Source organism: Enterobacter cloacae complex sp. P40C2 (assembly GCF_014930695.1).
GTDB classification, from domain to species: domain Bacteria; phylum Pseudomonadota; class Gammaproteobacteria; order Enterobacterales; family Enterobacteriaceae; genus Enterobacter; species Enterobacter pasteurii.
The window spans coordinates 299,232-320,618 of record NZ_JADBRP010000001.1; the positions used below are offsets into that span (position 1 = coordinate 299,232).

Genomic DNA, 21,387 nt, shown 5'->3' on the forward strand with positions numbered 1-21,387 from the left:
CGAATTGTTACAGGATCATATATGAAAAAGACTTTTGCGCTGTTCACCCTGCTGGCAGCTTCGGTTACCGGTTTGGCCCATGCGGATGATGCCGCCATCAAACAGTCGCTGACCAAGCTCGGCGTTACCAGCAGCGATATTCAGCCTGCACCGGTGGCCGGTATGAAAACCGTCCTGACCAACAGCGGCGTGCTGTACGTGACCGAAGACGGTAAGCACATCATTCAGGGGCCGATGTACGACGTGAGCGGCGCGCAGCCGGTGAACGTCACCAACCAGCTGCTGATGAAAAACCTGAACGCGCTCGAAAAAGAGATGATTGTCTACAAAGCGGCGCAGGAAAAGCACGTTATTACCGTCTTCACCGACATCACCTGCGGCTACTGCCACAAGCTGCATGAAGAGATGAAAGACTACAACGCGCTGGGCATTACCGTGCGTTACCTGGCCTTCCCGCGCGCCGGCGTGCAGAGCCAGCCGGAGCAGGATATGAAGGCGATCTGGTGTGCGAAAGACCGCAACAAGGCATTTGATGATGCGATGAACGGCAAAGGCGTGAAGCCTGCGTCCTGCGACATCGACATCGCCAACCACTACGCGCTGGGCGTGCAGTTTGGCGTAACCGGTACCCCTGCAATCGTACTGAGCAACGGCTACGTGGTGCCGGGCTATCAGGGGCCAAAAGAGATGAAAGCGTTCCTCGACGAGCACCAGAAACAGATGGGTGGTAAATAATTCGCGTGAAAGCCCCGATAAAACTGCGCCGCCGTGATGCGGGTGACACCGCTGATTTACCTGACGATCTTCCGCTGCTGTTAAAGCGGCTGTATGCCAGCCGCGGCGTGCGTACGGCAAGCGATCTTGAGCGCAGCGTCAAAGGCATGCTGCCCTGGCAGCAGCTGTCCGGCATCGAAAACGCCGCGGAAATGCTCTACAACGCGTTCCGTGAAGGGACGCGCATTGTTGTGGTGGGCGATTTTGATGCGGACGGCGCAACCAGCACCGCGCTGAGCGTGCTCAGCCTGCGGGCGCTGGGCTGCGATAACGTGACCTATCTGGTACCGAACCGCTTCGAAGATGGCTACGGCCTCAGCCCGGAAGTGGTCGATCAGGCCCACGCCCGTGGCGCGCAGATGATCATGACCGTGGATAACGGGATCTCGTCTCATGCCGGGGTCGATCATGCCCATCGGTTGGGGATCCCGGTACTGGTCACCGATCACCATCTGCCGGGGGACACCCTGCCTGCCGCCGAAGCGATTATTAACCCGAACCTGCGCGACTGCGATTTCCCGTCGAAATCGCTTGCCGGAGTAGGGGTGGCGTTTTATCTGATGCTGGCGTTACGCACGCTGCTGCGCGACAAGGGCTGGTTTGAATCGCGCGGGATTGCCGTTCCGAACCTCGCGGAGTATCTCGATCTGGTGGCGCTGGGAACGGTAGCGGACGTTGTGCCGCTGGATGCCAATAACCGTATTCTCACCTGGCAGGGCTTGAGCCGCATTCGGGCGGGCAAGTGCCGTCCGGGGATCAAGGCGCTGCTGGAAATCTCCAACCGCGATCCGCTGAAGCTTGCGGCAAGCGATTTGGGCTTTGCCCTCGGGCCGCGGCTGAACGCTGCCGGAAGGCTGGACGATATGTCCGTCGGCGTGGCGCTGCTGCTGTGCGACAACATCGGCGAGGCCCGCGTGCTGGCCAGCGAGCTGGACGCGCTAAACCAGACGCGTAAAGAAATTGAGCAGGGGATGCAGGCCGAAGCGCTAACCCTGTGCGAAAAGCTGGAGCGCAGCGGCGATACCCTGCCGGGCGGGCTGGCGATGTATCACCCCGAGTGGCACCAGGGCGTGGTGGGCATTCTGGCATCGCGCATTAAAGAGCGCTTCCACCGTCCGGTGATTGCGTTTGCGCCTGCTGGAGATGGCACGCTGAAAGGATCTGGCCGTTCGATTCAGGGGCTGCACATGCGCGATGCGCTGGAGCGTCTCGACACGCTGCACCCGAACCTGATGATTAAGTTCGGCGGCCACGCGATGGCCGCGGGCCTGTCGCTGGAAGAGTCAAAGTTCGAGGACTTCCAGCGCCTGTTTGGCGAGCTGGTCACCGAGTGGATCGATCCGGCGCTGTTGCAGGGTGAAGTGGTTTCAGACGGTGCGCTTTCCCCGGCAGACATGACCATGGAAGTGGCGCAGATGCTGCGCGATGCGGGCCCGTGGGGGCAGATGTTCCCGGAGCCGCTTTTCGATGGACGCTTCCGCCTGCTGCAACAGCGCATCGTGGGCGAACGCCACCTCAAGGTGATGGTGGAACCGGTCGGCGGCGGTCCGCTGCTCGACGGTATAGCCTTCAACGTTGACACCTCCATCTGGCCGGACAACGGCGTGCGTGAGGTTGAGCTGGCCTACAAGCTGGATATTAACGAGTTTCGCGGTAACCGCTCCCTTCAGATCATCATCGACAATATCTGGCCAATTTAGCGTCAGTAATCTCTATAAAAAAGGGCGTGGATTCGGTACAATCCCGCTCTTATCACCGCATTTTGACAAGCTCATAAAAGAAAACAGACCATGTTTGAAATTAATCCGGTAAAAAACCGCATTCAGGACCTCACGGAGCGCTCCGACGTTCTTAGGGGGTATCTTTGACTACGATGCCAAGAAAGAGCGTCTCGAAGAAGTAAACGCCGAGCTGGAACAGCCGGACGTCTGGAACGAACCTGAACGCGCGCAGGCGCTGGGTAAAGAGCGTTCCTCCCTCGAAGCCATCGTAGATACGCTGGATCAAATGGCGCAGGGTCTGGAAGATGTTTCTGGGCTGCTGGAGCTGGCCGTCGAAGCTGACGACGAAGAAACCTTTAACGAAGCCGTGGCAGAGCTCGACGTGTTGGAAGAGAAGCTGGCGCAGCTGGAATTCCGTCGCATGTTCTCCGGCGAATACGACAGCGCTGACTGCTATCTCGATATTCAGGCAGGTTCTGGCGGTACCGAAGCGCAGGACTGGGCCAGCATGCTGATGCGTATGTATCTGCGCTGGGCGGAAGCGCGCGGTTTTAAAACCGAAATTATCGAAGAGTCTGAAGGCGAAGTGGCAGGCATTAAGTCCGTCACCATCAAGATTATTGGCGATTACGCCTACGGCTGGCTGCGTACTGAAACCGGCGTTCACCGCCTGGTGCGTAAGAGCCCGTTCGACTCCGGCGGCCGTCGCCACACCTCCTTCAGCTCCGCGTTTGTCTACCCGGAAGTGGATGAAGATATCGATATCGACATCAATCCGGCGGATCTGCGCATCGACGTGTACCGCGCATCCGGCGCGGGCGGTCAGCACGTTAACCGTACGGAATCCGCGGTGCGTATTACCCACATTCCAACCGGGCTGGTAACACAGTGCCAGAACGACCGTTCCCAGCATAAGAACAAAGACCAGGCCATGAAGCAGATGAAAGCGAAGCTTTATGAGCTGGAAATGCAGAAGAAAAATGCTGAGAAACAGGCGATGGAAGACAACAAGTCCGACATTGGCTGGGGCAGCCAGATCCGTTCTTACGTCCTTGATGACTCCCGCATCAAAGACCTGCGTACCGGGGTTGAAACCCGCAACACGCAGGCGGTGCTGGACGGCAGCCTGGACCAATTTATCGAAGCAAGTTTGAAAGCAGGGTTATGAGGAACCAACATGTCTGAACAACAAGCACAGGGCGCTGACGCGGTAGTCGATCTTAACAACGAACTGAAAACCCGCCGCGAGAAGCTGGCAGCGCTGCGCGAGCAGGGCGTGCCGTTCCCGAACGATTTTCGTCGTGACCACACCTCAGACCAACTGCACGCAGACTTCGACGGTAAAGAGAACGAAGAGCTGGAAGCGCTGAACGTTGAAGTGTCCGTGGCTGGCCGTATGATGACCCGTCGTATCATGGGGAAAGCGTCCTTTGTGACCTTACAGGACGTTGGCGGCCGTATTCAGCTGTACGTCTCCCGTGACGATCTGCCGGAAGGCATCTACAACGAGCAGTTCAAGAAGTGGGACCTGGGCGATATCCTGGGCGCGAAAGGCAAGCTGTTCAAAACCAAAACCGGTGAACTGTCTATCCACTGCACCGAGCTGCGTCTGCTGACCAAAGCCCTGCGCCCGCTGCCGGACAAGTTCCACGGCCTGCAGGATCAGGAAGCGCGCTATCGTCAGCGCTACCTGGATCTCATCTCTAACGATGAATCCCGCAAGACCTTCAAGATTCGCTCCCAGATCATGGCCGGTATCCGCCAGTTCATGGTTAAACGCGACTTTATGGAAGTGGAAACCCCGATGATGCAGGTGATCCCTGGCGGTGCCTCTGCCCGTCCGTTCATCACCCATCACAACGCCCTGGACCTGGACATGTACCTGCGTATCGCGCCGGAACTGTACCTGAAGCGTCTGGTGGTCGGTGGTTTCGACCGCGTGTTTGAAATCAACCGTAACTTCCGTAACGAAGGTATCTCCGTGCGTCATAACCCAGAGTTCACCATGATGGAACTCTATATGGCGTATGCGGATTACAAAGATCTGATCGAGCTGACCGAATCCCTGTTCCGTACGCTGGCACAGGACATTCTGGGCACGACCAAAGTGCCTTACGGCGAAGAAGTGTTCGACTTCGGCAAGCCGTTCGAAAAGCTGACCATGCGCGAAGCGATCAAGAAATACCGTCCGGAAACCAACATGGCGGATCTGGATAACTTCGACTCTGCAAAAGCCATTGCCGAAAGCATCGGTATCAAGGTAGAGAAGAGCTGGGGTCTGGGCCGTATCGTAACCGAGATCTTCGAAGAAGTGGCCGAAGCGCACCTGATTCAGCCGACCTTCATTACCGAGTATCCGGCTGAAGTGTCTCCACTGGCGCGTCGCAATGACGAGAACCCGGAAATCACCGATCGCTTCGAATTCTTCATCGGTGGCCGCGAAATCGGCAACGGCTTTAGCGAGCTGAACGATGCAGAAGATCAGGCGCAGCGCTTCCAGGATCAGGTTAACGCGAAGGCGGCGGGCGACGACGAAGCGATGTTCTTCGACGAAGACTATGTAACCGCACTGGAACACGGCCTGCCGCCGACGGCTGGCCTGGGTATTGGTATCGACCGTATGGTTATGCTGTTTACCAACAGCCACACCATCCGCGACGTGATCCTGTTCCCGGCGATGCGTCCGGTGAAATAAGCCGTTAAGACGTAAAAAAAGCCCCGCGCGTTCCCGCCGGGGCTTTTTTATTGCGCCGCGAAGGCCCTGAGCTTTTCGCGCGCGGTGTTCGCTTCCTGTACCATCCACGGGCTGAACGCCCACGGCGTGGCGTCCAGGGCGAGGAACAGCGCGTCCAGATCTACCCACTGGTACTCCATCACTTCGTCGCTGTTGATGGTGAGGGGACCGGTGACGCGTGCCGCATAGACCGGGCAAAGCTCGTTTTCAACGATCCCGGACGGGTCGGTTTCCCGGTAGCGGAACTCCGGTGCGATGGGGGTGATGTCCGTGATTTCGGCGCCGACTTCGAAGCGGCAGCGGCGGATTATCGCTTGCTCTGTCTGTTCTTCCGACTGCGGATGACCGCAGACAGAGTTGGTCCACACGCCGGGCCACGCTTTTTTACTTAAGGCGCGCCGGGTAATCAGGCATTGCCCGTTAGCGTTAAACAGCCATGAAGAGAAGGCCAGGTGTAGCGGGGTGTGTGACGTATGCGCGGCGTATTTCTCCTGAGTGCCAATCACCTTTCCCTGGTCATTTACCAATATAACGTGTTCTTGAATACTCATTGATGCTCCAGTGCCAAAATGCCAAATGGTTTAGCACCATCAGCGGGTTTATTATACTGCATTCTTATGCGAACGGTTTGACCCGCAGAGCGGAAAAGGGCATGACCCGCATCAGTTTGGGCTGCTATCATAGTGCGCCATTCACGCTGACCGAGGAGCTGTTTTGTTTGCAGGAAGCCTGACGAGAAATCCCATCATTGCCGTTTTCTGCCTGACGCTGACGCTATTTCTGGCTGGATGCTCGGGGAGTAAATCTTCGGATATGGGCAGTTATTCTGGTGCAGTGTATACCGTTAAGCGCGGGGATACGCTCTACCGCATCTCACGCGCTACGGGAACCAGCGTGAAGGAGCTTGCACGCCTGAATAACATCTCCCCACCGTATACCATTGAGATAGGGCAGAAACTCAAGGTTAACGGCGGTTCATCCACAGGTAAAAAGTCCTCAACGCGCAAAACGGCTAAGGTAACGCCATCCTACCAGGTTCCAAAATCATCGTGGCCGCCGGTCGGACAGCGCTGCTGGATCTGGCCTGCAAGCGGAAAAGTCGTGGCCCCTTACTCACTCTCTGAAGGCGGTAACAAAGGCATTGATATCGCTGCCGCGCGCGGCACACCGGTTTATGCCTCCGGCGCCGGGAAGGTGGTTTATGTCGGCAACCAGCTGCGCGGGTACGGCAACCTGATCATGATTAAGCACGGTGAGGACTATATTACGGCCTATGCGCATAACGACACGATGCTGGTCAACAACGGCCAGAACGTGAAGGCAGGGCAGAAGATTGCGACCATGGGCAGCACCGGCACAGATACGGTGAAGCTGCACTTCCAGATCCGCTACAAGGCGACGGCCATCGATCCGCAACGTTATCTTCCTGCGCAGGGCAGTAAACCGAAGTGCTAAGTGATTATTTAATCGCCACTTAGTGACGCAGAGGCTTGTATGAAGAAGCGTAAGGTCTATAATGCCTTACGCACCTCAAAGCGGGCGTAGTTCAATGGTAGAACGAGAGCTTCCCAAGCTCTATACGAGGGTTCGATTCCCTTCGCCCGCTCCATTCTCCAGGTATATCCACTTTTCATTCATCAGTGAGTAATGTCGCCCTGCTTTAGCAAGTACTGCTGAAACGACCTGTTGTTCTACGCCCGCATCAGCTGCGGGGTTGGTTTGTGGCATAATTTTCATAGCCCCAGGAGTAAAGGTCTGTTCGCCCTTATTCTCAACGGCGAGTCATCGCCAGTCGTAGACCTAACCCAATAAATGTTACGCCAACAATTCGATCCAGCAATTTCTGCAGCTTTCTGTTTCGTGAAACGGCGCCAGCGGCACTACCAGCAAGCACGGCGAACGTTAAATCAGTCATAAAAGCGATCAGCGCGTAGGTCATCCCCAGGACCAGAAAAGAAGCCGCATTGTGCTCGCCACCGGGTGAAACGAATTGAGGGAAAAAAGAGATGAAGAACAGCAGCACCTTCGGGTTGGTTAAGGTGGTTATGAAACCTTTAGTGAGCAGACTCGCATGGGTCGCTTTTGTTTTAACGGCGTCTGCTTCGCTGCGATCCGAGGTTTGCTTCGTCAGGGTTCCCAAAATCATCTTACTGCCGAGATACACCAGATAAGCTGCACCGAGATACTTAATAACGGTAAACATCACCGGCGACGCTGCGATCAGTGCGGTTAACCCTACGGCGCTTGCAACCGCATGCGTACAGCTACCTAATGCAACCCCGGCGGCAGAGATAATTCCCGCCCGTCTACCATTCGCCACGCTTTGACCGACCACGTAGGCTATATCAGGCCCAGGGGTAACGGAAAGCAGGAGTACAGACAGGGCAAAAAGCCCGAAATGAGTTATGTCCAGCATAGCCAGCTCCAGATAACACAAGTGTAAGATCTCTCATGCTAGCACTGAATTTTTATGCGGTAAATGTGGGTTTGTATTCTTATGCGTGTACGTATGCCAGCGCCATAACAGGACTCAACATCAGCGTTCTGTAAGAGATACTTTAAAAAGCCACATACGTGAGTATGTGGCTTTTTATGTTTAGAAGGCGAGCGACCAGGTAGCGCTCACGGTCTGACTGGTGTCGTGCTGGGAGGCATTAACGTTATATCCCACGCCGAACGTCATATTGCGTTTCTGCATTTTTATTCCCAGCTGGCCGTTAAAGGCGGTGTCGTCCATAATCTCAGCGCGAATGGTATCGCTGGCGCTGATGCCAACGGTATGCAGGGTGTTCTGACTCTCCCTGTCGCCGCTGACGGCGACCACCGTAGCATCGGCCTGCGGGCTCAGCGTCCAGCCTGAATCCAGCGAGAAGGCTTTCGCCACTTTCACCCCTACCGGGAACTGCCAGATTGTCTGCGTGCCTTTATCGGTATGGAAGACGCGTTCATCCTGGCTGTTTTTGGTATCAAAGGCATCGGTTGTGAGCTGGTTATAGCGCACGCCTGCATGGGGGATGATATCCATCACGTTGGTTTCGATCAGGTACTCGCCCCGAACGCCCGCGCTGAACAGCATTCCGTCCACGTTTGCCTTCAGCTTGCCGCCTGCCTCCATCCAGCCCGGCTGTTTCTGATCAACGTTGCTGCTGGTCTGGGTCAGGCTGACGTCGCCCGTCAGGTTCCAGCGATCCTGACTCCAGTTCTGGTACAGGGTTATGCCCCAGAAGCTGAAATCATTATGGGTAGCGCTGACGTCACCGCGTGAATCGCTGTCGCCGTTACCGGCATGAAACGCCGCGCCGCTGCGCAGCGTACCGCGATCGGTCTGCCAGGCCTTGTCTCCCCCCATCATTAAGCCGTAGAAGCTGCTGTCCTGCCCGTAGCTCAGGTTCCCGGCGCGCAGATCGCTGCTGCGCGGGTTGCCGTACAGAGCGTGAACCCAGACGCTGGCGTCGGTGTCAGCAGGCTGCAGCGCCGCGTTAGCAACGGAGTTACGCTCCATCACGGCATCCACCGCCGCGCTGCCCGCCGCCCAGGTATTATGCTGCACGCCTCCCGCCGTCGCGATTTGCGCCGCGCTGTTAACGGTACTCACCACGTCCTCCACGCTCGCCTGCGGGATATCGATGGCAACGGACAGATAACGCGCGCCCGCCTGGGTGGCCGTGCGTGAGTTTTCCCCGCTGGCGATAAGCCGATCCAGCGCGTGTGCGGTGACCACCCCCGGCAGGACGTCCTGTGCGGCGCGTGCCCGGGTGGTGACCAGCACCTCGCCATCACGCTCCTGCGTCGTGGCCGTCAGCAGTTTATTCAGCAGAAGGTTCTCATTCTGCCAGCCGTTTCCGGCGATGCTGACGTCGCTAAAGCCTCTGGCAACCGCATAGGTCTGGTTGGCCTTCGCATCTGCGACATAAAGCGCGGCGCTGTCCGCCACGCTCAGTCTGCCGTCGGTGGCATTCAGCGCGGCCTGGCCGTTGGTCATCTCTTTGGTGCTGAGCATCAGGAGAGAGCGATCGGCAAAATCGACGCGGTTAAAGGCGGCGTCACGGTCGGCTGAACTGCCGGTCAGAGCGCCGTCAACCCGCAGCCCGCCCTGGGCGGCGTTGAGATACTGCGGCGCCTGTATGGAGACCGCCGCCGTGATGGCGTTTTCACCCCAGCGTAGCCCGCTGTCCGCAAAGCGTGCTTCGGCCACGGCGGTGGAGGTATCCCCCAGCACCAGCAGGGCGTTTTGCCCCACGGTTACGCGGCCGTTAACCTCGCTGCCGCCGCTTGCCACCCGGGAGGCATCCGCCAGGGTGCCGCCCGATGTCCAGGCCGGGTCGATAAACAGCCGGGCACCCTGAAGATCAAGACGCTCTGCCATCAGCGACCCGGCGGCGGTGCTGTCACCAACCGCGATCTGCGACGCTTCGGCGGCGGTAAGCTGGCCTGCAAGCAGCGCGCCGGTTACGGCCAGCTGCCCCTGATCCTGTAGCGCCACGTCGGCGTGCAGGGTGGCCTGATGGGCCACGTTGAGCAGGCCGCTGCTGACGATCCCGGCAGCCGTGCCGCCGGAGGTGAGGGTATGGTCGCCCGCAACGACGTTCATGGTGCCCTGCGGAGCGATGGTGACGGTGCCGGTCAGGTGCGCGGTTACGTCCTGCATGGCCGCCACGCCGAGATTCAGCGTGCCGTTATTAACCGCTACGGCAACCGGGGTTTGCGGCGCGCCGGCGACCTCGATCAGGGCGCCCGCCGCGCCGGTCAGGGTTAGCGTCTGAGCGTTGCCGATGGTCACAGACGGCTTGCCTTCTCCTTCAAAGCGCAGCTGCGAGGCACCAAAGCCCGTAGGCACGGCGATGGCCTGGTCGGACGGGGCACTTTCCGCGCCGATGTAGAGCTGGTTTTTAGCAGAGGTGACCTGGGTATTGGCCAGCACCGCGCCGGTGATGGCGGCGTCGATCACGCTGGCGGTACCGCTGGCGTTCTCCGGATTTTTCAGGGTACCGAGCATCACCAGCGCGTTACCCTGGCTCTGGCCCAGCAGGCCGTTTACCCCTTTAACGTAATCCAGCTGATAGGCGGCATCGGTCAGGATCAGGGTACTGTCGGTAAGGTGGGTGCGCGCTCCGGTATCGTTGTATTTCACCGGTTCGGTGGAGCTGGCCGCGGCGTTGAACAGCTGGTCGGCGCGGGTTTGCAGCTGGCTGTGGTTGGTCAGATCAAGCGAGGCTCCGCTGCTGAGCGCCAGCGTATCGGCAACCAGCCGGGTGTGGCTGAAGGTGAGCTTGCCGCTGCTCAGCCGCACCGGAGCGGTGACGGTGTTCCCTTTTACGGTCAGGGCCGATCCGACGTTATTATTGGTAAAGCCGCCGTTCAGAACGGTATCGCCGGTCACCTCCAGGGTACCGAAGCGGCTGAACTGGGCTCCCTCAAAGGTAGGCATAGCGGCCAGATGCAGGGTGCTGGCCGCACCGCCGCCGTACAGGTGGCCCGCCACGCGGCTATTGTCCAGCCAGACGTCGCTTGCCGTCTGGCCGTCGCTGGCGAGGTTAACGTCGCCGCCGAGTGTGCTGTTGGTCAGGTGCAGATCCACGCTGCCCTGGCCTGCTTCGATGTTGCCCTTCACGGTCGAACGGGTGATATCCAGCGTCGTCCTGGCCGCGCCGCTGGCGACAAGGCTGCCGCTGATTTGCGCGTTATCCAGCGTTGCAGAGACGCTTTCGCTGCCCTCCAGCAGGGTATGGCCGTTCACGCCGCTTTTGCTCAGCGTCAGAACGGCGGTTTTCTCCCCCTTCAGGCTCAGGGCAGTGCCGTCGGCCTGGTCGGAATTGCCGAGGGTGGAGTCGGTGACGTTAAGGGCGGCGTCGCTGCCCGCGCTGGCGTCGAGGATGCCGTCCAGCGTCGAGGCGGTTATCTCCAGCGCAACCTGTGCCGCCTTGCTGGCGGTAAGATTGCCGTGAAGGCGCGTTTGGGCCAGCGAGGCGGTGATGCTTCCTGTACCGGACAGCAGGGCATGGCCGCTCACCTCGCTGTTGTCCAGGGTCAGCAGGGTGGTCGCGCCGTTCTTCATCGTCACGGCGTTACCGTCGGCCTGGATCGTTTTGCTAATGGTGGAGTCTTTAACGCTCAGCGCGTTGGTGCTGCCGGTGCTGGCAATATTGACCGACCCTGTGATGCGGCTGTTATCAATCGTCACCGCGTGCGTTTTATCGGGGGTTGAGCCGTTGGTGATATTGATGGCGTTGTCCGTGGCGGTCACGGCACCGGTGGTGTCGATGCTGCTGTTTATAACGGAGATAGTGTTGTCATTTTTGGTTGAGCTCAGCAGAATGCTGCCGCCCTGAATGCGGCTGTCGCGCAGGGTAATATCGTGTGTTCCCGCCCCGCCGGCCAGGATCTTGCCGTTTATAACGCTGCCGTTCTGGATATCAATATCGGTGTTGCCATTGTCGCCGGCGGAGAGGTAAATGGCGTAGCCTTTAGCATAATTTTTCGAGAACGTCGGCGTTCTGGCGGTCTTATCGTAATCCACCTGGGTGCTGGCGCCGTTCAGGGTAGAGTCATCGATAATGATTTTGGTGTGGGTCGTTGCGCCCCCGGCTTCAAGCCAGTCTACCTTAGCGTTGTTGGCCAGGGTTATCGCGGCCGAGCCGTTTTTACTGGCGTTGATGTAATACCCGCTGAGATCCGCGCCGTCCACCCTAAGCTGCTGCACGTCGCTTGCCTGACGGGAAGAGCTGCCGCTGGCGAAATAGATATTCTGTTTTTTGGCCTGACCGTTAATCGCTGCATCCTGGGTTGGCTGGGTAAAATACCAGGCCGTCGGCACGGGATCCAGTTTTGAGGTCATCTGGTATTCGGTCAATCCGCAGGTTCCGGCGGCTGAAAAGGTAGTGCAGGTGTTGGCAAACGATGGAGCCAGCATCAGGCTGCCACCTAATATCATGCTCATACTTGCGGCGACTTTCGTCAGTTGAAATGATTCCGTCATTTTAATTCCCTCTATATAGCGCTACGCCGTTTATTTCGCTTACGCAAATATAAAAACGTATACACGGATTAATCCTTCGTTACATTTTGCAGCATAACACACGGGAATATGGCTTAAGGTCAGATTGGTCTACTCATTATTGGAAAAGTCTCATCAGCAAATATATCCCGCTGTAATTGCATGTGAATAATTTAACGAATTGCGGTAATTTGCGAGGAAGCGCACGAATTGCCTCTTATTGCTTAGGAATATTCTTATAATCTCGCGAAAAGTAGTAATTGAAATTAAATAGATTCTCACTGATTATATTTATATCCACAGTGATGATAGGGTAATGGCGATGATTATAGTTGTGACATCCTGTAGATATTTCAGGCAGGGCTTTGCCGCGCTGGCAGAAAGCATGAGGATTGAGGCACCTTCATTCAAAAAGGTGCTGTATATCGATGATATTAAACTTGTCAAAAAAGAGGATCTTTTGCGCGCTAAAGCCGTCCTGGTGGATTATGGCCAGTCGGATATCAGCGTGCTGAACAGTTTGCTGGAAATAAAAAATCGCTACGAGAACAGTCATTTTATTCTTGTTACCCGCGACGTCTGCTATGACAGCACGATAGAAAATATTCTTATTAATACCATTGCGGATTGCACCATCGATTGTAAAATCGCCGTACGTAAAATTAGCGCCTGTCTTGCCCATTTTGCGCTTGAAGATCAGCAGGTGACGATTGTCAAAAATAGCCGCTGGCACCACCTTGAAAAAGAAAAACGCCTGACGCGTATGGAAACGATGCTGTTGCCTTATATTGTGTCAGGAAAAAAGAATAAAGAGATTACGCGCTACCTGGATCTGACGGGCAAAACCGTCAGCCACCATCGGCGCAATATTTATCGAAAATTCGCGGTCACTAATTTGACCGGGCTTTATAAAAAGTTCGACCACAGCGTATAAGCCGCAAGGGGCTCATTAAATGGATAAAATGATTGCCGTACAAAAAAGGCTGGAGGCCGCGCTCTTGATTCTTGCAGAGGATGCGGAGATTAAAGCGCGACAGGAGCGTATTTATAGCGAGTGCTTGTGCCACATAACCCTGCATGATATGCCACGGGTGTTACGCAGGGATTATTATCAGCTCCTGTCTTTAACCAACATGCTCTGTCGCGAAATCGGCCACAGGCACTCTCACGGCGCTATGCAGGGTGATGCGGAACAGCAGCTGGTCACTGTCCTGCCGCGCAGGCTGTTGCTGCTCTATAAGCGACTGACGGAGTGGATGGCGATTGAAACCTATCTTCGCAGCCAGCAGCACGTTCTGAGCTAATTACCAGAATTTACGGGCTATTCACCTCGTTTCTCAATGCTCTTCTTGAGATCGGCTTTCGTCGCGCGCTGGGCTGCGAGGTTTTGAATCCGCCCGGCTTCTGTCTCCGATAATTTAAAATTAAACCCCCTTTCTTTTTACGGACGCTTTTCCCCCTGTTATATCTGTCGGCAAATTCTTTATTTCCCGGATCGCAGATGAAAACACGACTCCTCCTGTGCGCTGGCCTGTTAGCCTCCTCCAGTGTTCATGCCAGCGCCCTTTATTTTTATGAAGCTGGCACCGAAGATACCGCGCTTGCCGGCGCGGGGCAGGCGGCTCGCGCGCAGGATGCCTCCACCATCATGACCAACCCTGCCGGCATGACGCGGTTACCGGAGCATATGGTGACCGGTGGGTTACAGGTGATGGATGGGTCCATCGATAACCAGCTTGATAACGATGCCCATCAAAGCCCCGGCGACGTGATGAAAACCATTCCGAATGCCAGCGCTTTTTACAGTCAGAAAATGACCGATAACCTGTATGCCGGGATCGGGCTTTACGGCAACTATGGCCTGGGGATCGATTACGGCAGCTGGGCGGGCGACAGGCTGATCAAAAAGAGCACCATGGTGGCGATGACGCTCAGCCCGTCCCTGGCCTATAAGCTCAACGACCGTCTCTCGCTGGGGGCTTCTGCCAACGTCAATTACGGATACTTCTCGCTGACCCGCAACGTCAACGATAACGACTATCGGCAGCATGACGAGGACTGGGTCATGAGCTATCGGCTCGGGCTGCTGATGCAGCTGACTGACCAGACGCGGGCCGGTATTACATGGAACAGCGAGACGGACTATCGCTTCAATATTGACGGTAAAGCTCGGCTGCAAGGCGGTGCATACGATCTGCCGGTATCGGCACAGGTCCGAGCGCCGCAGCAAATTATGCTCAGCCTCGTTCACGATATAAACGCTCAGTGGTCGGTGATGGGCGATCTTGGCTGGCAGGACTGGAGCCAGTTCGGTGCACCGCAAATCGTCTTGGGTGACCAGCGGCTGAATAACGTCAGCCGCATGAAGGATACCTGGCACGGCGCGGCGGGCGTACAGTATCGCCCAACCGCTCAGTGGCGACTCAACGCCGGCGTGGCGTTTGACAGCTCGCCGTATGAAAGCCAGAGCGATGTGGCCTTAACCTTACCTACCGGCGATGAGTGGCGGTTCGGGGCGGGGGCGCAGTATCAGATCACCCCGGCCAGCAATATTGGTGTTGCCGTTTCGTACCTTCACATGCAGTCATCGCGCGTGAAATCGCCGGATATCTTTGCCGGAAGCTACAACCAACCTTATCTTTGGTTTGCCAGCGTTAACTATAGCTATCAGTTTTGATCTGCTAACCGCTTAAAATATATGGTCTATAATGGCAGGTACTTAATGTCGGAAGGTTGCGCCATGCATATTTTACCGCCCGTTCGGCCAGAACGCTCTATCGAAAGACTGACCGCTATCCTTGAGCCGATAGCGGAGAAGGTGAAAGTGGTCCCCCGCAAGCGCCTCACCTGGTTACGGAAAGGGAAGCAGCAGATGTATCTCTTTCTTGAAGGGGAGCTGTCGCTGCTGCGCGCCTCCGATGGGCTGGTGGTGGTAACCGTCTACGAGCCGCATCTGTTTGGCATTGCGGAGATGATCCAGCCCACGCAGGGGCATTTTCTGCGTGCGGAGAGGGAGTCGACCATTTTGCGTATCGATGCGGACGAGGCGGCAGCGCTGTTTCGCGCCAGGGGCGTCTGGGAAGATGTCGCGGCGCTGCTTTCATACCACACGGCATATTTAATATTTCGCGATGCCCAGGTACTCCAGCAGCGTACCTATTCCGTTATTCGTAACCATCTTCAGGAGATGATTTTGCTCCCTGAAGAGGCGCGTATGCGCACCACTATTCTGGAATACATTCAGGATCGTACTTTGCTTTCACGCAGCAGTATTCTCAACGTATTGTCCGCTCTTAAGCAGGGAGAGTATATCGCCTTTAAGCGCGGTGGATATCTGCTTGAAGTCCGGCATTTGCCCGAGTCATTCTAGCGGGAATTTAAAATTAAACAGAAATCAAATTAACGCTGCCGTTATTTTTCTATATCGTTTGCTTCCTGAAGTTTATCTTTATCAAGTAAACGGTATATTTATGAAAAAGACAGTTATCGCTTTGGTTATGGTTAGCGCATTCTCCGCTACTTCCGCGTTTGCCGCCGCAGATGCGGGCACATGGTATGGCGGAGCGAAATTCGGCTGGTCCCACTATTTTGATACCAGTACGGGTTCAAAAGCGCAGGATAATACTCATTCCGACCACTTTGATTTTGACCATGATAATGTTGGTGGCGGTGTTTATACGGGTTACCAGATTACCCCGTGGCTTGCGGTAGAAGGCGGTTATGATTATTTAGGCAATATGCAGATAAAAGGCCAGCACGGTGCGGGAGCGCAGATGAAGGCGCAGGGCCTGCAAATGTCCCTGAAGGCCAGCTACGCGCTGAGCAGCGACTGGGATATCTACGGTCGTGCCGGTGCGATGGGCTATCGTGCTGAATCCGATGTAAGTGGTCACAATCGTTTTGAAACAGGCGTGCGCCCGCTTGTTGCCGTCGGTACTGAATACGCGTTCAACAAGAGCTGGGCTGGCCGTCTCGAGTACCAGTGGGTCAGCAATGTGGGTAACGCTAACCAGATTGGCGTAAGCAGCGACCTGAGCTCCGTCACCGCAGGGCTAAGCTATCGTTTCGGTCAGTACGACTGAAGCGCGTGACAGGTCCCCGAATAAAAACCCGGCTGCCAGAATGCCGGGTTTTTTACGTTCAGCCGGCCATAAGCGGCTTAAGTACGATATGAATATTCTGCAGCCCCGTTATGTTTTTATCCTTCAGGTACTGCTGATTAACCATATCTAATTGTTCCAGTTTGGTCAGCGAGGCATAAACGCGCTGAACGGCACTGTCCGAAACAAAAATTTCTTTTGCGCTCGTGTTCTGAAGATATTTTGATTTCAGCGCGTGCGTTAATGTATCAATCTGCTGCTTATTATCCTGATACAGCGACGCAATATGAGAAATATCTGTCGCAGCCGGTTTTTCTCCCGGCAGCACCAGCGGGATTTGCAGATGGTTAATCTGTTCCACCTTTTCCGGCGGGGGAGAACTACATCCTGATAATGTGCTCAGGATAAATATAGCCAAAAAGAGAGGCAGGCTCTTCATCGAATAACTCCGGGAAATAAAATGACGCATTATTATCCCTGACGGCGGTAGCAGCTGAAGAATAATGTTGTTTATTTATAAACGTTCTTTCTTTAGTCAAAAAAAAAGCCAGGTGATAGCCTCCTTTCCCCCATACGCCACCAGCGTGAATATGACATCTCGAGGATATATGAAGCTTAAAACGCTCGTTAGTGGAATGGTCGTTGCTGGTCTGCTATCGGCCTCGCTGGCCACCTTGCCTGTTCTGGCAAAAAAGGAGGCGAAGGAAGCCACTGCCTATACGAAAGCAAACAACGATGCGCTGTATGGCCAGCTGCCCTTCTTTGATAAAACCGATTTCCGGAATGCACATAAAGGCTTTGTTGCCCCGCTGCCACAGGCGGTGATTAAGGGCGAAAAAGGCACCGTTATCTGGGATCCACGGCAATACGCTTTTATCAAAGAAGGGCAAAAAGCTCCGGGTACCGTCAATCCGAGCCTCTGGCGTCAGGCCCAGCTGAACAATATCGGCGGCCTGTTTGAGGTGACGGAGGGCGTGTACCAGATCCGTAACCTCGATCTGTCGAACATGACCATCATCGAGGGGAAAGAAGGGATCGCCGTAGTCGATCCGCTGGTCTTGCCCAAACGGCCAAAGCGGGCATGGCACTTTACGCTAAATACCGGGGTAAACGTCCGGTGGTGGCGGTGATCTACACCCATAGCCACGTCGATCATTATGGCGGCGTGCGTGGCGTAGTCGATGAAGCCGACGTCGCGTCTGGCAAAGTGAAGGTCTACGCCCCCGCTGGTTTTATGGAAGAAGCGGTATCGGAAAATATCATGGTCGGGAATGCGATGAGCCGCCGCGCCAGCTATATCCACGGCAACCTGCTGCAGCCCGACGCGAAGGGCCAGGTGGGGGCCGGTCTCGGAACCACCACCTCTGCCGGTACGGTGACGCTGATCGCCCCCACCGACTATATTACCGAAGACGGCCAGAAAGCGGTTATCGACGGCCTGACCTATGACTTTATGCTGGCGCCGGGTTCGGAAGCGCCGTCAGAAATGCTCTGGTACCTGGAAGAGAAAAAGCTCATTGAAGCCGCAGAGAACGTTACCCACACGCTGCACAATACCTACTCCCTGCGCGGAGCCAAAATTCACGATCCGCTGGCGTGGTCGAAGTACATCAATAGCGCCATTGACCGGTGGGGAGATAAAGCGAAAATCATCATGGCGCAGCACCACTGGCCCACGTGGGGTAATAAAAACGTGGTGAAGCTGATGAAAAGCCAGCGGGATATTTACCGTTACATCAACGACCAGACGCTGAGGCTGGCAAATAAAGGGCTGACGCGGGATGAGATCGCCGCTAACTTCGCGCTGCCCTACGGGCTGGCGAAATCCTGGGCAGGCCGCGGCTATTACGGTTCGGTGAGCAATAACGTCAAAGCCACCTATGTCTACTACCTCGGCTGGTTCGACGGCAACCCGGCGTCGCTCGATGAACTGCCGCCTGTGGACGCGGCGAAAAAGTATGTCGACTACATGGGCGGAGCCAGCGCGATCCTTGAAAAAGCCCGTATTGATTATGCCCGGGGCAATTACCGCTGGGTGGCGCAGGTGATGAGTAAGGTCGTCTTTGCCGATCCGAATAATAAGGCAGCGCGCGAGCTGGAAGCGGACGCGCTCGAACAGCTGGGATATCAGGCCGAGTCAGGGCCGTGGCGTAACGCCTATTTATCCGGCGCGCAGGAGCTGCGTTACGGCGTAAAGAAAATGCCGACGCCCAAAACCGCCAGCCCGGATGCGGTCCGCGCCATGTCGACGGAGATGATTTTTGATTACTTCGGCGTTCACCTTAACGGCATCAGGGCGGCGAATGCGAAAGGGATCTTTAACGTGGATTTAGGCCGTGAAGGCGGAACGTACAGGCTGGAGCTGGAGAACGGCGTGCTGAATCATAGCGCCAACGCGCTGGCGAAAGATCCGGACGCGACCATAACCCTCAGCCGCGAGACGCTGAACAGGATCATCCTCAGGGAGACCACGCTGAAAAAGGCGCAGCAGGCAGGTGAGGTGACGATCGCCGGCAATGCCGCAAAGGTCGATGAAATGCTGCGCTGCATGGGGAGCTTCAGTTTCTGGTTTCCTGTCGTCACCCCTTAAACGTAAAAAAGGCTGCTTTCGCAGCCTTTTGCTTTAGATAGTCCCATCGCCCCCGTCCGAGCACCACACCTGCCCGGAGGTATACGAACATTCGTCAGAGGCTAACGTTACGTACAGCGGCGCGATTTCAACCGGCTGGCCGGGACGCCCCAGGGGCGTACTCTCGCCAAAATGCTTCACTTTTTCCTGCGGCTGACCGCCGCTCGGCTGCAACACGGTCCAGTATGGACCTGGCGCGACCGCATTAACGCGGATCCCTTTCGGACCCAGCTGTTTTGCTAGCGCTTTGGTAAATACCGCCAGACAGGCTTTTGTCTGTGCATAATCGAGCAGCACGGCGCTCGGCTGTACCGCCTGAACAGAAGACGTATTGATAATGGACGCAGGTGCTTTCAGGTGGCGCAGCGCCGCTTTGGTGATCCAGAAAGGCGCGTAAACGTTGGTCTTGAACGTGGCGTCAAAATCTTCCGTGGTCAGCTCTTCCAGCGACTCGCGATACTGCTGGCGGCCTGCGTTATTCACCAGAATGTCGAGTCCGCCCAGCTTGCTGACGGCCTGCTCCACGAGGTTCTGACAGAAGGTTTCGTCCCGCACGTCGCCCGGCAGCGCGACGGCATTGCGCCCTTCGGCTTTAATCAGGGCGATGACTTCAGCCGCATCTTCTTCCTCTTCAGGCAGATAGTTGATGGCGACGTCTGCCCCTTCGCGGGCATAGGCGATAGCCACCGCGCGTCCGATGCCGGAATCGCCCCCGGTGATGAGCGCTTTTTTACCGCTAAGCCGTCCATGCCCTTTGTAGCTTGTTTCGCCGTGATCGGGAACAGGTTCCATTTCAGAGGCCAGGCCCGGTGGCGTCTGCGGCTGTTCCGGGAAAGGAGGCGTTGGGTAAGCGTTCGTACGTTGTTCATTATCACTCATAGCTAACTCCTTGTTAGGGGTGAGATTTGATGGATAGTTACAGCGTTAACGCTTCGCTGAATTATTTTTGCAGGCGATCGACTCGCACAACGGGCGGTGTTGATTTCTTATCGAGCGAGCCGCTAATGCTGATCATGTTGTCAGGCTCTACGGTTCTGTCGTCAAATACCGCTTTCGGGATAATAACGTCTATTTTTCCGGTTTTATCCTGGAATACGTATTTATCGTCCTTCCCGTCAATAAGATTACCGCGCAGCGAAATAGAGGCACCGTCGTGCATCTCTTTCGCCTGAGTTATGGTCATAATGCGCGCGTCGTCGGTACCGCGATAACCGCTGTCCAGCGCGTGCGGCGGTGGAGGCGCTTCTCCCTTTTGTAACCCGCCGTTATTATCTGCCCATGCAGAAGGGATTATTAATATTAACAAAGCTGAAATGGCTGATAATTTCATCTGATATCCTTCATTTTGCATGTCTTGACTTATTAAGTATTGTTGCTATTCCTTTATGTGGCAAATGTGATAAGTCTTAAAAGCATTTGCGCAGTAAAATCATAAATTTCGGCAATTAAGCGAAACGGTGACCACAGCCATGGAACCAAAAAATGAAAAAGTGCCCGGGATAAAGGAAAGTAATCGTTTACTGACGTTTGAGTATGCATTTCGTCAGGTCGGTTTTATTGTGCTGTTAGCTATTATCGTGGCGGCGATTGCCGGTCTGTTTTCCAGCGGTGCGGTAAGCGACGTTGAAAAAACAAACGCGGCCAAATCCCTGACGCTGGAGTATGAACGCTTCGGGCGTCGGCAAACCGAGTCGCGGATGGCGCTCTCCTTCCCGGTAACGTCCGCCGGTAAATACACCGTCAGCCTGACCAGCGAAGGCAGCGACGTGTATGAGCCTGGCAGCGTCTGGCCGCAGCCGGACAGCATGTACAGCCGGGGAAATACCCTGTATCTCGTTTACGATCGCTTACAGCAAAACGATAAATTTACCGTTTTGTTATTCATCACGCCGACAAAAGCTGGGAAGTGGACAAACAGCATCCGCGTAAACAGCGAGCCAGATATTCGCTTCTGGCAGTTTATTTATCCGTAGGAGTCGAATATGGACATGGTTTTTCGTGCCCTGGCAATTTACCTGTTTCTGGTTATCGTGTTTAAAGTTGCCGGGCGGCGGGCCCTGCTGCAAATGACCAGCTTCGATCTTATCCTGCTGTTAATTATCAGCGAGGCTACGCAGCAGGCGCTGCTTGGCGAGGATTTTTCCGTCACCGGGGCGATGATTACAATAACAACGCTGGTGGTGGTAGATATAATTTTCGGCCTGATAAAAAAATATTCCTCCTCGGTTGAGAATGTTCTTGATGGCACGCCGGTAATATTGGTTGAGAACGGTATTCCCATTGCGGATAAGCTGAAAAAAGTCGATGTATCCTGCGATGATATATTGGTTTCTGCACGCCAGAATCACGGCATAACCGAGTTTAAAGATATTAAGTACGCTATTCTTGAACGTAATGGCCATATTTCCATTATTCCTGAAAAGAGTTAAGGGGCA

18 protein-coding genes, 1 tRNA gene and 1 pseudogene are annotated in these 21,387 nt (G+C 55.5%); 14 read left to right on the top strand and 6 right to left on the bottom strand.

Going from position 1 to position 21,387, the window contains the following annotated elements; all coding sequences use genetic code 11:
• The first annotated feature begins 21 nt into the window (after positions 1-21).
• The 4 genes from dsbC to lysS all read left to right on the top strand — a co-directional run bounded on the left by dsbC (position 22) and on the right by lysS (position 5,190).
• On the top strand, positions 22-735 hold the full coding sequence (gene dsbC, locus IM304_RS01420; protein WP_193354929.1) for a bifunctional protein-disulfide isomerase/oxidoreductase DsbC: 714 nt from the start codon (positions 22-24) through the stop codon (positions 733-735).
• A 5-nt stretch (positions 736-740) separates the two neighbouring features.
• The gene (recJ, locus tag IM304_RS01425; RefSeq protein WP_193354928.1) at positions 741-2,474 is read left to right on the top strand and encodes a single-stranded-DNA-specific exonuclease RecJ; all 1,734 of its coding nucleotides are present in this window, start codon (positions 741-743) and stop codon (positions 2,472-2,474) included.
• Positions 2,475-2,564: 90 nt separating this feature from the next.
• Positions 2,565-3,663, top strand: a protein-coding gene (gene prfB, locus IM304_RS01430; RefSeq protein WP_096147815.1) for a peptide chain release factor 2 whose coding sequence is annotated in 2 segments (ribosomal slippage) — positions 2,565-2,639 and positions 2,641-3,663 — 1,098 coding nt in all. Because the reading frame shifts where the segments join, the coding sequence is not laid out codon by codon here.
• A 9-nt stretch (positions 3,664-3,672) separates the two neighbouring features.
• The gene (lysS, locus tag IM304_RS01435; RefSeq protein ID WP_176609543.1) at positions 3,673-5,190 is read left to right on the top strand and encodes a lysine--tRNA ligase; all 1,518 of its coding nucleotides are present in this window, start codon (positions 3,673-3,675) and stop codon (positions 5,188-5,190) included.
• Between the two features lie 47 nt (positions 5,191-5,237).
• Here lysS and idi read toward each other — a convergent pair whose 3' ends face one another.
• The gene (gene idi / locus IM304_RS01440) at positions 5,238-5,780 is read right to left on the bottom strand and encodes an isopentenyl-diphosphate Delta-isomerase (protein ID WP_148418559.1); all 543 of its coding nucleotides are present in this window, start codon (positions 5,778-5,780) and stop codon (positions 5,238-5,240) included.
• Between the two features lie 163 nt (positions 5,781-5,943).
• Here idi and actS point away from each other — a divergent pair, with 163 nt between their 5' ends.
• On the top strand, positions 5,944-6,684 hold the full coding sequence (gene actS, locus IM304_RS01445; protein ID WP_193354927.1) for an amidase activator ActS: 741 nt from the start codon (positions 5,944-5,946) through the stop codon (positions 6,682-6,684).
• Between the two features lie 80 nt (positions 6,685-6,764).
• Positions 6,765-6,838, top strand: a tRNA-Gly gene (locus IM304_RS01450).
• A 162-nt stretch (positions 6,839-7,000) separates the two neighbouring features.
• On the opposite strand, the gene IM304_RS01455 is transcribed toward IM304_RS01450, so the two are convergent.
• Both IM304_RS01455 and IM304_RS01460 read right to left on the bottom strand, forming a co-directional pair.
• On the bottom strand, positions 7,001-7,645 hold the full coding sequence (locus tag IM304_RS01455; protein WP_176609546.1) for a LysE family translocator: 645 nt from the start codon (positions 7,643-7,645) through the stop codon (positions 7,001-7,003).
• Between the two features lie 180 nt (positions 7,646-7,825).
• Positions 7,826-12,205: an autotransporter outer membrane beta-barrel domain-containing protein gene (locus IM304_RS01460; RefSeq protein WP_193354926.1), complete on the bottom strand. Its 4,380-nt coding sequence runs from the start codon at positions 12,203-12,205 to the stop codon at positions 7,826-7,828.
• 334 nt (positions 12,206-12,539) lie between these two features.
• Between IM304_RS01460 and IM304_RS01465 the strand changes: the two genes are divergently transcribed.
• From IM304_RS01465 to IM304_RS01485, 5 genes are all read left to right on the top strand, one after another.
• The gene (locus IM304_RS01465) at positions 12,540-13,157 is read left to right on the top strand and encodes a helix-turn-helix transcriptional regulator (RefSeq protein ID WP_193354925.1); all 618 of its coding nucleotides are present in this window, start codon (positions 12,540-12,542) and stop codon (positions 13,155-13,157) included.
• Between the two features lie 19 nt (positions 13,158-13,176).
• Positions 13,177-13,527, top strand: coding sequence for a hypothetical protein (locus IM304_RS01470; protein WP_193354924.1), 351 nt, complete (start codon positions 13,177-13,179; stop codon positions 13,525-13,527).
• 197 nt (positions 13,528-13,724) lie between these two features.
• Positions 13,725-14,900, top strand: coding sequence for an OmpP1/FadL family transporter (locus IM304_RS01475; RefSeq protein WP_176609550.1), 1,176 nt, complete (start codon positions 13,725-13,727; stop codon positions 14,898-14,900).
• Positions 14,901-14,963: 63 nt separating this feature from the next.
• Complete coding sequence (locus IM304_RS01480) at positions 14,964-15,593, top strand: winged helix-turn-helix transcriptional regulator (RefSeq protein ID WP_148418565.1); 630 nt, start codon at positions 14,964-14,966, stop codon at positions 15,591-15,593.
• A gap of 100 nt (positions 15,594-15,693) precedes the next feature.
• A complete protein-coding gene (locus tag IM304_RS01485; protein ID WP_193354923.1) occupies positions 15,694-16,305 on the top strand; it encodes an outer membrane beta-barrel protein in 612 nt (203 codons plus the stop codon).
• Between the two features lie 58 nt (positions 16,306-16,363).
• On the opposite strand, the gene IM304_RS01490 is transcribed toward IM304_RS01485, so the two are convergent.
• Positions 16,364-16,762 carry a hypothetical protein gene (locus tag IM304_RS01490; RefSeq protein ID WP_193355064.1) on the bottom strand — a complete coding sequence of 133 codons (399 nt, stop codon included), beginning with the start codon at positions 16,760-16,762 and terminating at the stop codon, positions 16,364-16,366.
• A gap of 169 nt (positions 16,763-16,931) precedes the next feature.
• Here IM304_RS01490 and IM304_RS01495 point away from each other — a divergent pair.
• Positions 16,932-18,913 (top strand): annotated as a pseudogene (locus IM304_RS01495) (alkyl/aryl-sulfatase).
• A gap of 33 nt (positions 18,914-18,946) precedes the next feature.
• Here IM304_RS01495 and IM304_RS01500 read toward each other — a convergent pair.
• Positions 18,947-19,831, bottom strand: coding sequence for an SDR family oxidoreductase (locus tag IM304_RS01500; protein WP_148418568.1), 885 nt, complete (start codon positions 19,829-19,831; stop codon positions 18,947-18,949).
• A 61-nt stretch (positions 19,832-19,892) separates the two neighbouring features.
• Positions 19,893-20,282: a YdeI family stress tolerance OB fold protein gene (locus IM304_RS01505; protein ID WP_148418569.1), complete on the bottom strand. Its 390-nt coding sequence runs from the start codon at positions 20,280-20,282 to the stop codon at positions 19,893-19,895.
• A 139-nt stretch (positions 20,283-20,421) separates the two neighbouring features.
• Here IM304_RS01505 and IM304_RS01510 point away from each other — a divergent pair, with 139 nt between their 5' ends.
• Together IM304_RS01510 and IM304_RS01515 are read left to right on the top strand one after the other, a co-directional pair.
• Positions 20,422-20,925: a hypothetical protein gene (locus IM304_RS01510; protein WP_176609554.1), complete on the top strand. Its 504-nt coding sequence runs from the start codon at positions 20,422-20,424 to the stop codon at positions 20,923-20,925.
• Positions 20,926-20,934: 9 nt separating this feature from the next.
• A complete protein-coding gene (locus IM304_RS01515; protein WP_148418571.1) occupies positions 20,935-21,381 on the top strand; it encodes a DUF421 domain-containing protein in 447 nt (148 codons plus the stop codon).
• Positions 21,382-21,387: the final 6 nt, after the last annotated feature.

Coding starts and splice junctions, on each gene's coding strand:
- IM304_RS01515 (WP_148418571.1), top strand. CDS start 20,935: ATGGACATGGTTTTTCGTGCCCTGGCAATTTACCTGTTTCTGGTTATC.
- IM304_RS01490 (WP_193355064.1), bottom strand. CDS start 16,762: ATGAAGAGCCTGCCTCTCTTTTTGGCTATATTTATCCTGAGCACATTA.
- IM304_RS01480 (WP_148418565.1), top strand. CDS start 14,964: ATGCATATTTTACCGCCCGTTCGGCCAGAACGCTCTATCGAAAGACTG.
- IM304_RS01485 (WP_193354923.1), top strand. CDS start 15,694: ATGAAAAAGACAGTTATCGCTTTGGTTATGGTTAGCGCATTCTCCGCT.
- IM304_RS01500 (WP_148418568.1), bottom strand. CDS start 19,831: ATGAGTGATAATGAACAACGTACGAACGCTTACCCAACGCCTCCTTTC.
- idi (WP_148418559.1), bottom strand. CDS start 5,780: ATGAGTATTCAAGAACACGTTATATTGGTAAATGACCAGGGAAAGGTG.
- dsbC (WP_193354929.1), top strand. CDS start 22: ATGAAAAAGACTTTTGCGCTGTTCACCCTGCTGGCAGCTTCGGTTACC.
- lysS (WP_176609543.1), top strand. CDS start 3,673: ATGTCTGAACAACAAGCACAGGGCGCTGACGCGGTAGTCGATCTTAAC.
- IM304_RS01505 (WP_148418569.1), bottom strand. CDS start 20,282: ATGAAATTATCAGCCATTTCAGCTTTGTTAATATTAATAATCCCTTCT.
- IM304_RS01455 (WP_176609546.1), bottom strand. CDS start 7,645: ATGCTGGACATAACTCATTTCGGGCTTTTTGCCCTGTCTGTACTCCTG.
- IM304_RS01465 (WP_193354925.1), top strand. CDS start 12,540: ATGGCGATGATTATAGTTGTGACATCCTGTAGATATTTCAGGCAGGGC.
- IM304_RS01510 (WP_176609554.1), top strand. CDS start 20,422: ATGGAACCAAAAAATGAAAAAGTGCCCGGGATAAAGGAAAGTAATCGT.
- IM304_RS01470 (WP_193354924.1), top strand. CDS start 13,177: ATGGATAAAATGATTGCCGTACAAAAAAGGCTGGAGGCCGCGCTCTTG.
- IM304_RS01475 (WP_176609550.1), top strand. CDS start 13,725: ATGAAAACACGACTCCTCCTGTGCGCTGGCCTGTTAGCCTCCTCCAGT.
- IM304_RS01460 (WP_193354926.1), bottom strand. CDS start 12,205: ATGACGGAATCATTTCAACTGACGAAAGTCGCCGCAAGTATGAGCATG.